The organism is Paracoccus fistulariae, from assembly GCF_028553785.1.
GTDB classification, from domain to species: Bacteria; Pseudomonadota; Alphaproteobacteria; order Rhodobacterales; family Rhodobacteraceae; genus Paracoccus; species Paracoccus fistulariae.
This window is the reverse complement of record NZ_CP067136.1, coordinates 2,705,500-2,719,310: the sequence shown is the minus strand read 5'-3', so window position 1 is coordinate 2,719,310 and position 13,811 is coordinate 2,705,500. Positions and strand designations below refer to the sequence as shown.

Annotated in this window: 14 protein-coding genes; 3 read left to right on the top strand and 11 right to left on the bottom strand. The window is 62.9% G+C overall.

The features are described 5' to 3' along the window. Window positions 1-120: 120 nt before the first annotated feature. Complete coding sequence (ald, locus tag JHX87_RS13415; protein WP_271884224.1) at window positions 121-1,239, top strand: alanine dehydrogenase; 1,119 nt, start codon at window positions 121-123, stop codon at window positions 1,237-1,239. Window positions 1,240-1,309: 70 nt separating this feature from the next. Here the strand turns inward: ald and mscL are convergent, their stop codons facing one another. From mscL to JHX87_RS13395, 4 genes are all read right to left on the bottom strand, one after another. Next, a complete protein-coding gene (gene mscL / locus JHX87_RS13410; RefSeq protein WP_271884223.1) occupies window positions 1,310-1,744 on the bottom strand; it encodes a large conductance mechanosensitive channel protein MscL in 435 nt (144 codons plus the stop codon). 167 nt (window positions 1,745-1,911) lie between these two features. Further along, window positions 1,912-3,021, bottom strand: coding sequence for a CaiB/BaiF CoA transferase family protein (locus tag JHX87_RS13405; RefSeq protein WP_271884222.1), 1,110 nt, complete (start codon window positions 3,019-3,021; stop codon window positions 1,912-1,914). Further along, window positions 3,018-3,647 carry a DsbA family protein gene (locus tag JHX87_RS13400; RefSeq protein WP_271884221.1) on the bottom strand — a complete coding sequence of 210 codons (630 nt, stop codon included), beginning with the start codon at window positions 3,645-3,647 and terminating at the stop codon, window positions 3,018-3,020. Before JHX87_RS13400 ends, JHX87_RS13405 begins: the two co-directional genes overlap by 4 nt. Further along, the gene (locus JHX87_RS13395) at window positions 3,641-4,192 is read right to left on the bottom strand and encodes a DUF721 domain-containing protein (protein WP_271884220.1); all 552 of its coding nucleotides are present in this window, start codon (window positions 4,190-4,192) and stop codon (window positions 3,641-3,643) included. The genes JHX87_RS13400 and JHX87_RS13395 overlap by 7 nt, the downstream gene beginning before the upstream one ends. An 85-nt stretch (window positions 4,193-4,277) precedes the next feature. On the opposite strand from JHX87_RS13395, the gene mutY reads away from it, so the two are divergent. Together mutY and JHX87_RS13385 are read left to right on the top strand one after the other, a co-directional pair. Beyond that, on the top strand, window positions 4,278-5,306 hold the full coding sequence (mutY, locus tag JHX87_RS13390; RefSeq protein ID WP_271884219.1) for an A/G-specific adenine glycosylase: 1,029 nt from the start codon (window positions 4,278-4,280) through the stop codon (window positions 5,304-5,306). A 9-nt stretch (window positions 5,307-5,315) separates the two neighbouring features. Next, window positions 5,316-6,464 carry an alkane 1-monooxygenase gene (locus JHX87_RS13385; RefSeq protein ID WP_271884218.1) on the top strand — a complete coding sequence of 383 codons (1,149 nt, stop codon included), beginning with the start codon at window positions 5,316-5,318 and terminating at the stop codon, window positions 6,462-6,464. Here the strand turns inward: JHX87_RS13385 and JHX87_RS13380 are convergent. The 7 genes from JHX87_RS13380 to JHX87_RS13350 form a co-directional block, all read right to left on the bottom strand. Then, complete coding sequence (locus tag JHX87_RS13380; RefSeq protein ID WP_271884217.1) at window positions 6,459-7,244, bottom strand: hypothetical protein; 786 nt, start codon at window positions 7,242-7,244, stop codon at window positions 6,459-6,461. The genes JHX87_RS13385 and JHX87_RS13380 overlap by 6 nt on opposite strands. Further along, the gene (locus tag JHX87_RS13375) at window positions 7,241-8,281 is read right to left on the bottom strand and encodes a GSCFA domain-containing protein (RefSeq protein WP_271884216.1); all 1,041 of its coding nucleotides are present in this window, start codon (window positions 8,279-8,281) and stop codon (window positions 7,241-7,243) included. The genes JHX87_RS13380 and JHX87_RS13375 overlap by 4 nt, the downstream gene beginning before the upstream one ends. 126 nt (window positions 8,282-8,407) lie before the next feature. After that, window positions 8,408-9,538 carry a site-specific DNA-methyltransferase gene (locus JHX87_RS13370; RefSeq protein ID WP_271884215.1) on the bottom strand — a complete coding sequence of 377 codons (1,131 nt, stop codon included), beginning with the start codon at window positions 9,536-9,538 and terminating at the stop codon, window positions 8,408-8,410. 102 nt (window positions 9,539-9,640) lie between these two features. Then, window positions 9,641-10,264, bottom strand: coding sequence for a ribonuclease HII (locus JHX87_RS13365; protein ID WP_271884214.1), 624 nt, complete (start codon window positions 10,262-10,264; stop codon window positions 9,641-9,643). Beyond that, window positions 10,261-10,740: an ureidoglycolate lyase gene (locus tag JHX87_RS13360; protein ID WP_271884213.1), complete on the bottom strand. Its 480-nt coding sequence runs from the start codon at window positions 10,738-10,740 to the stop codon at window positions 10,261-10,263. Before JHX87_RS13360 ends, JHX87_RS13365 begins: the two co-directional genes overlap by 4 nt. Before the next feature lie 22 nt (window positions 10,741-10,762). Continuing rightward, a complete protein-coding gene (locus tag JHX87_RS13355; RefSeq protein WP_271884212.1) occupies window positions 10,763-12,490 on the bottom strand; it encodes a glycosyl transferase family 90 in 1,728 nt (575 codons plus the stop codon). Beyond that, window positions 12,487-13,695 carry an MFS transporter gene (locus JHX87_RS13350; protein ID WP_271884211.1) on the bottom strand — a complete coding sequence of 403 codons (1,209 nt, stop codon included), beginning with the start codon at window positions 13,693-13,695 and terminating at the stop codon, window positions 12,487-12,489. The genes JHX87_RS13355 and JHX87_RS13350 overlap by 4 nt, the downstream gene beginning before the upstream one ends. Between the last annotated feature and the right edge of the window lie 116 nt (window positions 13,696-13,811).

Sequence of the window (13,811 nt, the reverse complement as noted above, 5' to 3'; positions counted from 1 at the left end):
TCCGATTTCCATCCCTTTCTTCGATGCACAGGCAAATTCCGCACCCAGCTTCGCAAGATATTGCAGCCCTGCAATGCGACACTGAAATCATAAAAGCGTCGCGACTATGGGAGGATAACGATGCGCATTGGCTGCCCGAAAGAGGTCAAACCACAGGAATTCCGCGTCGGTCTGACCCCCGACGCCGTGACAGAGATCATCCGCCACGGTCATTCGGTGGTGATCGAAACCAATGCTGGCATGGGCGCCGGTTTTACCGATGAGGATTACACCGCAGCGGGGGCCGAGATCGCGCCCGACGCGCAAGCGGTCTTTGACGCGGCAGAGATGATCGTGAAGGTGAAAGAGCCGCAGGCAGCCGAGCGCAAGATGCTGCACGAAGGGCAGCTGCTGTTCACCTATCTGCATCTGGCGCCGGATCCGGATCAGACCCGCGACCTGCTGGAATCGGGCGTGACCGCCATCGCCTATGAAACCGTTACCGACGCCCGTGGCGGTTTACCCCTGCTGGCCCCGATGTCCGAGGTCGCTGGCCGCCTTGCGCCGCAGGTCGGGTCATGGGCGCTGCAAAAGGCCAATGGCGGGCGCGGGACGCTGATGGGGGGTGTGCCGGGGGTGCGGCCTGCCAATGTCATCGTCATCGGTGGCGGCGTGGTTGGCACAGCCGCCGCGCGGGTCGCGGTTGGCATGGGCGCGAATGTGACGGTGATGGATCGCTCGATCCCGCGACTGTCCTATCTGGATGATGTCTTCATGGGCAGGCTAACCACGCAATATGCCAGCGCGGCGGCCACGGCAGAGCTGCTGCTGACGGCGGATATGGTGATCGGTGCGGTGCTGATCCCCGGGGCGGCTGCGCCCAAGCTGGTGACGCGCGCGCAGCTATCGACCATGCTGCCGGGCGCGGTGCTGGTGGATGTGGCCATCGATCAGGGCGGCTGCTTCGAGACGTCGCGCGCGACCACGCATCAGGATCCGATCTATGAGGTGGACGGAATCGTGCATTACTGCGTGGCGAATATGCCGGGCGCGGTGGCACGCACCTCGACGCAGGCCCTGGGGAATGCGACCCTGCCTTTCGTGCTGGCACTGGCCAACAAGGGCTGGCGGCAGGCCATTGCCGATGATGCGCATCTGCGGGCGGGGCTCTCGACCCATCAGGGGCGGCTAACCAGCCCGCCCGTGGGCGAGGCGCTGAATATCGAGGCGGTGACGCCCGAGGATATTCTGGCAGGCTGATCCGGCGACGACCGCAACGAAAAAGGCGCGCCCCGCGGGACGCGCCTTTCTGCAATCGGGTTGGCCGATCTCAGCCCTTGGCGGCCAGCAGATCGCGGATCTGCGCCAGCAGTTCTTCCTGCGTCGGGCCTGCGGGTTCCTCGGCGGGCTTCTCTTCTGCGCCCATCGCGGCTTCCTTGGCGCGGTTCACCGCCTTGACCAGCAGGAACACGACCCAAGCCACGATCAGGAAGTTCAGCACGGCCATCAGGAACGAGCCATAGGCAAAGACGGCCGCGCCGGAATCGCGGGCGGCCTGCAGGCTGGCACCGGCCGGAACGTCGCCCGACATCACGACATACATGTTGGTGAAGTCCATGCCGCCGGTGATCAGACCGATGATCGGGTTGATCAGGTCGTCAACCAGCGAGGTGACGATTGCCGTGAAGGCTGCACCGATGATGATACCCACGGCCATGTCCATGACATTGCCCCGGGCGATGAATTCGCGAAATTCCTTGATCATGTGTCAAGAGTCCCATGTTACTTTTACTGATTTCAAGCTGCGCGCAGCAATATGGGCTTTCGCAAAAAACGCAAACAATCGCGCAATCGCTGGCCGCAATTGGCGGAAAATAGCCGGCAATGGCCGCGTCCTGCGACAATGTGGCAACGGGTTACCCTGCGTAAACGCTAGTCGTCTTGCCCCAGTCGCGGTGATGAGCGTGCCAATGAAAGCTCGGAATCGGAAAAGCGGATCGGCAGGCGGACACCGGGAATGCCCCCGGCGTCTATCTGCATGCCGCGTGCGATGATCTGCGGATCCGCGAAGACATCCTTCATGTCGTTGATCGGCCCGGCGGGGACGCCCTCGGCCTCCAGCGCGGCCAGAAGGTCGTCGCGCGCCCAGCTTTTGGTGACGACCGAGAGCTGCGCGGTCAGGCTGTCGCGATTGGCGACGCGGGCGGCATTGGTGGCGTAATCGGGCGCGGTGCCCAGCGCGGGCAGGCCCAGCAAGGCGCAAAGCCTGCGGAACTGCGCGTCATTGCCCACCGCGATGATCAGCCAGCCATCCGCGCAATCGAAAACGGCATAGGGCACAAGGTTGGGATGGGCGTTGCCCATCCGCCTTGGCGCGCTGCCCGTCGCCAGATAGTTCATCGCCTGATTGGCCATCACCGAGGTCGCGACATCCAGCAGCGCCATATCGACCTGCTGCCCGCGCCCGGTGCCCTGCCGCTGATACAGCGCGGCAAGGATGCCCACCGCGGCATAGACGCCGGTGAAGATATCCGTCACCGCCACCCCGACCTTTTGCGGCTGACCATCGGCATCGCCGGTCACGCTCATCAGCCCGGACATGCCCTGAATGATATAGTCATAGCCCGCGCGATGGGCATAGGGCCCGGTCTGGCCAAAGCCCGTCACGCTGCAATAGATCAATCGCGGGTTCAGCGCCTTCAGGCTGTCATAGTCCAGCCCGTATTTCGCCAGCCCGCCGACCTTGAAATTCTCGATCACCACATCCGCATCGGCCACAAGATCGCGCACCTTCTGCTGACCTTCCGGCGTACGGAAATCGGCGGTGACGGATTGCTTGCCCCGATTGGTCGCGTGGAAATAGGCGGCGCTGGTATCCCCCTCGCGCTCAATGAAGGGCGGCCCCCAACGGCGGGTATCGTCGCCTTCGGGGGCCTCGACCTTGATGACCTCGGCCCCCAGATCGGCAAGTATCTGGCCAGCCCAGGGGCCAGCCAGAATCCGGGCCAGTTCAACAACTTTCAGCCCGGACAGCGGTGTCATTCGGTCGCTTCTGCCAGCTTGGCGTCAATGACCTTCTTCAGATCGTCCCAAGGCTGGTTCATGACCTTTTCGCCACCGATGATGAAGGTCGGCGTGGCCTCGATCCCATCGGCACCGGCGTTCTTCTGATAGGTTGCGACAAGCTGTTCGGCCTTGGCGCTGTCGTCCCAGCATGCGGTCATCTGCTCTTCGGTCATGCCGGCTTTCAGACCGATACGGCGCAGATTCGCGGCGACTTCTTCGCCCGAACTGCCCGACAGCCATTTCTGCTGCTCTTCGAACAGAAGGCCCGAAACGGCGTAATATTTGTCGTCGCCCCCACAACGCGCCAGAATCCCGGCCCACAGGCCCAGTTGATCGAAATAGACATCGCGCTGAATGAACTTGACCTTGCCGGTATCGACATATTCGCTTTTCAGCTTGTCCCAGTTGTCATTATGGAAATTCGCGCAATGGCCGCAGGTGAAGCTGGCATATTCCACCAGCGTCAGCGGCGCATCCTCGGCACCCAGAGAGATGTCGGCCAGGGTTTCGACCTGAGCCTCCTCGGCGGGGGCTGCTTCCTGGGCAAGTGCGGGCATGGCGAAGGCAAGCGCCAAAGCGGCAACTGCGGAACGCATCAACATGAAAAATCCTTTCGGTTGGTCCGTCTGTTACGGGTTTTGATATTCATCGTCAGCCGGGCCATGGCCTCGGCCAACGTAGGATCGGTGAACTGACCGGCGATCTGGCGGGCCTCGGCCTGCACTTCTGGCGGGGGCGCGGCTGGCTTTGCCGGGGCCGGGCTGAACTGCGCCTGCCCCTCGGCAAAGCCGCTGGCGGCCGTCTGCGTCAGCACGATTTTCTGGATCGCGTTATAGCCGTAGCAGGCATTGACCCTGTCGCGCAGCGCGGGCAGCTGCATCTGGACCATCGGCGCGGTGGCCCCCGTGGTCAGCAGCGTCAGCGTGGCGCCAAAGCTGCCGCGACCGTGGCTGACCTTGACCGGCCGGGTGGTGCCGGCCAACGCCTCGCCCGCGATTTCGGGCCAATGTGTCAGCAGGCGGGACACCGCAAAGCCGCGTCCTTCGGCGGCCTTCTGCACCCGATCCGCCAACAGCAGCGACGCCGCCTGAAATCCGCGCCTGCGGCGGCGGATCCGGGCTTTGGTGCTGTCTTGCGGCTGTGCCATCTTTGCCTGCCTTGCTATCACACCCATATCCTTAATCAGCCAGCCGCGCAGATGAAAGCGCGGGCAACATCAAGGAGCCTGATAATTGCGTGAGAACAAGGTTATCGCGCCGAAATTGCTGGATTGGTACGATCGCCATGCCCGCAGCCTGCCATGGCGGATCCCGCCCGGCAGTGGACAGCGGGCCGACCCCTATCGCGTCTGGCTGTCCGAGGTGATGCTGCAGCAGACCACGGTGGCTGCGGTGCGCGACTATTTTCTGCGATTCACGGCCAGATGGCCCGGCGTGCAGGACCTTGCCGCCGCCGATGATGCCGAGGTGATGGCCGAATGGGCGGGGCTTGGCTATTACGCCCGCGCCCGCAACCTGCTGGCCTGCGCGCGTCAGGTCGCCAGCGCGGGCGGGTTTCCGACAACCCGCGACGGGCTGCGCGCGCTGCCGGGGATCGGGCCCTATACCTCGGCCGCGATTGCGGCGATTGCCTATGACCAGCCGGAAACCGTGGTGGATGGCAATGTGGAACGGGTCGTCTCACGCCTTTTCGCCGTGGAAAAGCCCTTGCCCGTTGCCAAGCCGGATCTGACCGCGCTGGCCGAAACACTGACCCCGCAGATGCGGCCCGGCGATTTTGCGCAGGCGATGATGGATCTGGGCGCGACGATCTGCACGCCGCGCAGCCCGGCCTGCGGGATCTGCCCCCTGATCGATGATTGCGACGCCCGCGCAGCAGGCATTGCCGCCAATCTTCCGCGCAAGGCACCGAAGGCCGCCAAGCCAGAGCGCAGCGGCATCGTCTGGATTGCCCGGCATGGCGATGCGCTGGTGCTGGAGCAGCGCCCGGACAAGGGGCTGCTGGGCGGAACGCTGGCCTTCCCCTCATCCGGCTGGGATGGGCGCGAGATGCCGCCCCCGGGGCCCGCGACATGGGCCGAGATCGGAAATGTTCGTCATGTGTTCACTCATTTCAACCTTTCGTTGCAGGTCCTGTCCGGTGTTCTTGAAAATCCCCCGGATCGAGGCCGCCTTATTCGTCTGCACATGATTGACCGAAATACCCTGCCCGGACTGATGCGAAAGGTCTGGGATGTGGCGCGCGCAGATATTTCGGCATAGCCTGCGCGCATGAGCGATTCCCCCCTTCCCCGGCATTCGAACCTGCCCGCCGCTGCCCCGTTCTGGATGTCGGTACTGATGCTGCCGTTGGTCGCGCTGGCCGCCATGCGGGGCGGGCTGTGGTGGATGCTGATACCGGCCTATGCCTGGTATCTGACCACCTTTCTGGACATCGCTTTGGGAACAAGCGCGGCCAATCCCGATCCGCAAACCCCGGTCGATCAGCTGTTCTGGCACCGGGCCGTCACGATCATCTGGTTCCCGCTGCAATTCATCGCGATCTTCGGGTCGATCTGGTATGTCTCGCAATCCGATCACATGACGATCTGGAACAAGCTGGGCCTGTTCTTTGGCATCGGCGTGCTGTCGGGCACCATCGGCCTTGTCTATGCCCATGAGCTGCTGCACCAGAAAACCAGATATGAAAGGCTGCTGGGCGATCTGCTGCTGGCCAGCGTGCTTTATTCGCATTTCCGGACCGAACATCTGCTGGTCCATCATTCCTGGGTCGGCACGCCGCGCGACGCGGTGACCGCCCGCTATAATGAGGGATTTCACCGATTTTTCTGGCGCGTGCTGCGGGACGGGCCGCACAGCGCCTGGCGGGCGGAAAAGGGCAGGCTGGCGCGGGGCGGGAGCAGGTTCTGGGACGCCCGCAACCCGTTCTGGCTTTACGGCGCGCTGCAGATCGGGGCGCTGGTGCTGGCGCTGCTTCTGGGCGGCTGGCTGGGGCTGGGCCTGTTCCTGTTTCAGGCCATCGTCGCCGTCTGGCAGCTGGAACTGACCAATTATGTCGAACATTACGGGCTGACGCGGAAATATCTGGGCGAGGGGCGTTATGAGCATATCAAGCCCCGACACAGCTGGAATGCCAGCCAGAAGGCGTCGAACTGGCTGCTGATCAACCTGCAGCGCCATTCCGATCACCATTACAAGCCCGACCGCCGTTTCCCGCTGTTGCAGACCTATGACCGGGACGACGCGCCGCAACTGCCCTTTGGCTATCCGGCGATGACCTTTGTCGCGATGATCCCGCCGCTGTGGCGCAGGCGGATGAACCCGCGCGTGCGCGCATGGCGGCGGCAATTCTATCCCGAGATCACGGATTGGGCGCCCTATAACCGTGGCGACACGCCGATGCCGCGCAATGCGCTATAGCCGCGCCAGAGCCTTGGTGATCCCATCAAGCTGACGCGCGCCATAGGCCGGATTGGCATGGCGATATTCGCGCGCCTCATGCTGGCGCCCCTGCTTCCCGCCCAGCATGAAGGAACCGCGCATCCATTCGGGCGCGGTAAAGGCATCCTCGACAATCGTATCGGCGGGCTGTGTCAGCAATTGACCATATCTCGCCACCTGCCCGGTCAGAATGCGCAGATAACGCTTGCGAAAGCTGGCCGCGTCGCCCCGCGCGGCCATATCGACATAATGCTGCAAGCCCTCGGGATCGTCGCGGCAGTCCAGCGATGGCATCACCGCATCCAGCATCAGAACCGGCCCGCGCTGCAGATCGGCCAGCAGCCGCAGCAGTTTCAGCGCCGCCGAACCGGCAATCCGGCGGCGGACCATCGCATCCATATAGGCGGTCGAGACCAGCATATCGGGCGTGCTGCCCTGCGCCGAAGGAAAGTCGAAACTGCGCAGGGGATCCTGCAACTGCGCCACGGATGAAAAGGCCAGCCCGCCCATCACCACAAAGGCCTCATATCCGCCAAGCGGCAGATCCGGGATGCGGTTATGCCGCAACATATGCTCTTGCGCGCGGGCCGAGGTCGGGACCAGCACCTCATCCTCGATGGCCAGCCGCGCCAATGAGGCAGGCGGCAGCGCAAAGACATCAAAGGTCACGTCCGGCCAGCGGCCCGGATCCTCTTCCAGCGCAACACGCGGGGCGACGGTGTGCGAATTGCCGATGATCAGCACGTTTCCGGGCGTCATGGGCGATCCGCCTGAAGCATGATTTCCTCGCAGATCAGATCCTCGGCCGATCTGCCGTGGGCATCGCCCTGCCCGTCCGTCACCTGCGTCAGGCCGTGGGCGCGCAGAAAGACGCCCGTCACCGCCTGCACCCCCTGCGGGGTCACGTCGCGGCAGTTCTTCATGTAAAACCTGCCGCGCGCGGCGGGGTTGGTGATGATTTCATAGGCAGGGAAATAATCCACATCCTGATGCCCATCCGCAAATTCGCCCGCAGCCGCGCGCAGGATCGCTTTTGCACCGCTGGTCGCGGGCAATACATGCTGGTCCGTCGCCGTCGCGACCAACGGCACCGGCGATACGGTCAGGATCATGCGCAGCGACGGGTTATCGCGGTGCAGATGGTCCCGGATCTGCTGCAAATCCTGCAATACCTCGCTGAACCCAAGCCGCAGCAGCCGATAGCGCGCCGGATCATGCTGCCCCGCGATCACCCCCGGAGCGATCGGAAAGACCCGCCCCGTCTGCAGATCCGACCAGCATTCGACCAGCCCAAGCGTAAAGATCAGATGCGTCGCCGTGGCGAAAAGCCGTTTCACCGCCGCAAGATGCAGTTGACGCATCAGCCGCGCCTCGTGATCCGAGATGAAGCCCACAGGCTCGATCCCCGGGCGCTGCGCGTCGAAGAAACGGCCATCGCGCTGCCAGATCTCATCCGGGGCGATATGGCCAGACTGACTGTCGCGCAGCAATTGCAGCAATTGCCGTGTGGTGTAGATATTGCCGTAGCGGGCCGAATAGACACCGTAGTTGAAGCTGTGCGCCAGATCCGGAGCTTCGTCATTCGGGGCGGGTTCGACATCCAGAACCTGCACCCCCGCCGCGCGCAGGGCGCGGCTGATATGCTGGGCAAAGCAACTGCCCGCCGTGGCGATCCGGGCATCGGCCTCTAGCGCAACACCCGGCCGATAGATGCCGTCCAGCGCCGCAGGGTCGGCATCGGCCACGCCGCTGCGCCAGAAGGCCTGTGGCGGAAGATCGGCATAAGGATGTGTCATATCAGATTTCTGCCACCTCCGGGTTCAAACGAAAAGACCCCGCCTGAGGGTCGAAACCGAAAGGCGGGGCAAGGCGGTTCCGTCCACGCGGCTAGGCGGCGGAACTTGGCGAAACTGTGGAATGGATCAGTTGGGACGCGACACCTCGCCCGCCATCTCGGCGCGGATCTGTTGACGCAGCAGGTCGATGGGGATCATCTTCCCCTCGCGCTTGAAATGCCAGTAGGTCCAGCCATTACAGGACGGAGCCCCCTCCAGCGCGGCACCGACCTGATGGATGCTGCCCTTGACGTCATTGCCGATCAGGCTGCCATCGGCGCGCACCTTGGCCTTGTGGCGGCTGCCAATGGAATAAAGCTGCTCGCCCGGACGCAGCATGCCACGCTCGATCACCTGGCCAAAGGGCACGCGCGGTTCGGCCCGCTTGGCCTTGGTGGTCGCAATGGCCTCGGCGTCAAGGCGGCGGATCCGGGACAGGCGCTTTTCGGCAACCTCGCGATAGGCTTCCTCTCGCTCGATCCCGATGAAGTCGCGGCCCAGCATCTTGGCCACGGCGCCGGTGGTGCCGGTGCCAAAGAACGGGTCCAGCACGACATCGCCGGGATTGGTCGTGCCGATCAGCACGCGATGCAGCAGCGCCTCGGGCTTCTGGGTGGGATGGGCCTTGTCGCCCTTGCCATCCTTCAGACGCTCACCGCCATTGCAGATCGGGATGACCCAATCGCTGCGCATCTGGACACCCTCATTCAGGGATTTCAGCGCCTCGTAGTTGAAGGTGTATTTCGAATTTTCGGATTTCGAGGCCCAGATCATCGTCTCATGCGCATTGGTCAGGCGCTTGCCCCGGAAATTCGGCATCGGGTTGGATTTGCGCCAGATCACGTCATTCATGATCCAGAAGCCCTGATTTTGCAGCTCGGCACCGACACGGAAGATATTGTGATAGCTGCCGATCACCCAGATTGCGCCGTTCGGCTTCAGAATGCGGCGGGCAGCGGCCAGCCAGTCGCGGGTGAAATTGTCATAGGCGGCAAAGCCGGAAAACTGGTCCCAGTGATCATCAACCGCATCGACCTTGGAATTGTCGGGCCGGTGCAGATCGCCGCGCAATTGCAGGTTATAGGGCGGATCGGCAAAAATCAGATCCACGCTGCCCTCGGGCAGTGAATTCATCATCTCGATGCAATCGCCCGCCAGAATCTGGTTCAGCGGTAAGGGCCGCGCGGAATCCGCACGTTTGTCTTTGATCTTCGTCATTACTACTGCCTCTGGAACTGCCGACTTGTGCCGGTCTGTATGTCCCTAAAGATGATTCAGAGGCGATTCGTCGTCAATTTCTTTTTTGAATCAATGACTTGCTTATCTGGCTTTACACAAGATATTGTGGACAGGCTTAAATGACCGCCGATGATATGGTGTCACGCCCAATTCCAGCAGCGCCTTTTTATGGGCCGGAGTCGGATAACCCGCGTTCACCTCCCAGCCATAGCCGGGATAGTGTTGCGCCAAATCCACCATGATGCGATCGCGCAACACCTTGGCCAGGATCGAGGCGGCGGCAATCGACAGTGAGCGGGCATCGCCCTTGACCACCGCCTCGGCCGATAGGGTCAGATCACGCGGGATCTTGTTGCCGTCGATCAGAACGTGATCGGGCACCTGCCGCAGCCCCTGCACCGCGCGGCACATCGCCAGATGCGCGGCGTGATAGATATTCAGCTGGTCGATTTCCTCGACCGAGCAGCTGCCCACCGCCCAATCGCAATGTTCCTGCGCCCAGTCTGCCAGTGCTTCCCGGCGCTTGGCCGTCAACTTCTTGGAATCGTTCAGACCTTCCGGAAGGCGACTCAGATCCAGAATCACCGCCGCCGCCATGACCGGGCCAGCCAGAGGGCCACGCCCGACCTCATCCACGCCCGCAATCAGCCGCGCGCCGCGCGCCATGGCCGCGCGTTCGAAACTGTCATCCGGCATTAATTTCATGCGGTGATCGTGACCGCCGGGATCAGCACTTCCTGCAGGTTCACACCGTCGCCCTCGCGGTCGACGACCAGAAAATCGGCGGGATTCTCCAGCGGCGTCAGCACCCCGTGCCAGATGCCTGCATGCAGGTTGATCCCCATACCGGCGGGCACCAGAAAGGCCAGCGGCTGACCGGGCATCCCGTCCTCATCCGGCGCGACCACCGACAGCCAGGGATCCGGGCCCAGTGGCATGAAGGCCTGACTGCCTAAGGGATGGCGTTCCAGCAGCGTGCATTCATAGGGCAGGCTGACCGCTTCGGACCGAAACAGCGAAATGATCGCCTCACCATCGCCGCGCTGCACCGTGGCAAGGGCGTGGTGCCTTTCGCAGCGCCCCTGATTGATCAGCTTGTCCGGCGCGGCTTTCGCGCACAGCAATTCGCCAAAGGGCGCAAAGGCGGCTGCGGTGATGGGCTGGATCCGAATGGTTGTCATGGGCACCTCCTGCGCTTTGTGTTTAGCCTGCGGCGGCAAGCCCGTCGAGAATGCGGGCCAGAATCGCACGGCGCGTCGCGGGATCGCGCAGGCGCGCGACCTCGGCCCGAGACGCCGCCGACATTTCATTGCATTTCAACGGGTTGCCTCGCGCCCAGGCGAGCTTTTCCTTGATATCAGCGCCATATCGCGCCAGCGGAATATAGTGTTTCCACGGTTTGAAGCGACCAGAATAGAAGACTTCCCAGCCGTCTTCCTCTTTCAGCAGCACGGACTGGCTGTCGATCATGGGAATGAAATTGGAGCCGTGATCATAGCCCGACAGATAAAGCTGATAGCAGAATCCGCGAAAGAAATCCAGCGTCTCCCGTGGCCTGCAATACGGCGCCAGAAACGGGTCCGTGGCGAAATCGCGATAGCGCCAGGCCATCACGATCCCCAGGTCGAAATCCTTGTCATCGAAATGCCGCAGGATGAAATTCAGCCGCGATGTGCGTTTCAGCCCGTTCCACGCCTCTTCGCGGGCTGCGGGATCGCGCCCTGCCTTGGCCAGCTGGTCCAGAAAGACATGCGAGGCCGGACCCGGCTTGACGCTGTCGCGCATTTCGCTGCCCGAGATCATGCCGCGCCAGACGATCTGATCCCTCTTTTCCTCGAAGGGGATCTGGTCGGGCGGGGCATAGGGATCAAAGCCGGGCAGGCCGATGCTGTGCAGATCCGGCAGCGGCCAGAGGACGACATTCTGCGCCCCGACCCGCCGATTGTGGCAGACCACCGGCTGATGTGCGACATCGCCCTGGGCCGACCCCAGCCAGCGCGAATCCTCCATATCCACCCGCAAAGGCAGGGCGTGACCGGTCCGCAGCACGTCATTGATCACCGCTTCGCAGCGCTGATGCTTGAAATCGCGATCCTGAGTGGAAACGGCGACAGGGGGCGGGTCGGCCCGCCTCAGCACGGCCATATCGCGCGGCGTGCCGCTGCCCCGCGTGATCCGGTCACCCCCGTCCCAGATGCAGGAATAGGCCGACATCGGCGTATCGCCATCCCGGGCCGCATCCAGCCCCTGCAGGCAGAAGCCCGCGACATCGTCGATATAGGTCCGATTCCCCGCAATCGCCGTAAGGCGGGGTTCCAGATTGGTCAGAAGGGTGTTTTCAGGCGGCGTTGCATAGGGGGGATGCCAGTTCCGGTCCGGGGGCAGCGTGCCCATCGGCAGCAGATCGGACAATCTGGCCGCCAGATCGGCGATGCTGTCCTGATCGATATTCACCCGGATCAGCCGGGGATCGTTGCCGAAAAATGCCTCGACCGCCGCGATGTGATCTTTCCACTGCGCCTCCCATATCTCGGGGAGTTCAGCCTCTGCCACCCCAAGATAATGGGCGTGGCAGCGCGCGACCTGACGGGCATCGCGCACCATGCGATCCAGCAGCCAGCCATCCACCTCGCGCGTGGTCAGGATGAAACGCGCCCCGGGGAAACGCGCGGCCAGCCAGTCGAAACTGCGCCATGCCTCCAGCGGCGGCAGCCAAAATGGACTGTGCCGATACAGGCCCGTCACCAGCCGGACCCGCGACCAGGGCGCTAGCGCCCGACCGTCTGTTGCCTGCGCGTAAAGGATATCCTCGGCCAGCCGCCCCCCCTCTTCCAGCGCGACGGCATGACCATTCTGTCGAAACAGATTGGCCAGCGCCTGCTGCCCGCACCAATCCGGGCTGATATGGATAAAGAGGGGCGGTTCCGTCATGCAGCGCCCATGGCTTTGGACCTGGGCAGCAGGATGGTCAGGATGCCCAGTAGCGGCAGGAACGAGCAGTAGAGAAAGACCTGCTGGATCCCCTGCATATCGGCCAGCACCCCAAGCGCCGCCGCAGCGATGCCGCCCATGCCGAAGGAAAAGCCGAAGAACAGGCCCGCGATGGTGCCGGTGCGGCCCGGCACAAGCTCTTGCGCGAAAACGACAATCGCCGGAAAGGCCGAGGCCAGGATCAGCCCGATCACCACGGCCAGAACACCGGTCGCCACCAGCCCGACATGTGGCAGCATCAGGGTAAAAGGCAGCACCCCAAGGATCGAGAACCAGATCACCTTCAGCGGCCCGAACCGGTCCCCGAACAAGCCACCCAGCATCACGCCCCCGGCCATGCCCAGCAGGAACAGGAACAGCATGATCTGCGCGCCCTGCGTCGACAGGCCGAACTTTTCGATGGTGAAAAAGGTGAAATAGCTGTTCATCGAGGCAGTGTAGATATTCTTGGTAAAGACCAGGATCGCCAGCACCGCAATCGCGCGCAGCACCACGCCTTTGGGCAGTTTCAGGGTCTTGTCGATGCTGGCTGCGCTGGCACGGCGGCGCCCCTCGGCCCAGGCGCCGACCCGGCCCAGAACGATCACCCCGACTGCGGCCGCAATCGCGAACAGCGCGACCGCCGGGCGGCCCAGCGGCACCACGATGAAGGCCGCCAGAAGCGGACCCAGCGACTGGCCGAAATTTCCGCCAAGCTGGAAAAGCGACTGCGCGGTGCCAAAGCGCCCGCCCGATGCCAGGCGCGCCACGCGCGAACTTTCGGGATGGAAGACGGCCGATCCGACGCCGATCAGCATCGCCCCGACCAGCAGCAGCCAATATTCATGCGCAAAGGCCAAAAGAAGCACCCCGCAAAAGGTCGACGCCATGCCGAAGGGCAGGGATTTCGGCTGCGGGTGACGGTCCGTCAACATTCCAATCAGAGGTTGTAACAGCGAGGCCGTGACCTGAAAGGCAAAGGTCATGATGCCGATCTGCGCATAGCTGAGCGAGAATTCCTGCTGCAGCAGCGGATAGATTGCCGACAGCATCGACTGCATCACATCATTGATCATGTGACACAGGCTGATCGCCGACAGAACCAGCCAGACTGTCCGCCTGTCACTGGCCAGAGGTGTATTGGTCGCGGAATCGGCAGCGCTCATGTCTTTCCCCTGCGATGACCCGTTCCCTGCAATTACCAGCCGCCACAGGCAATGCAAATGGGCCAAATTGCCGTCTGATCAGCAACTTTGACCTGTATTTGTCGCCAGTTTTACAA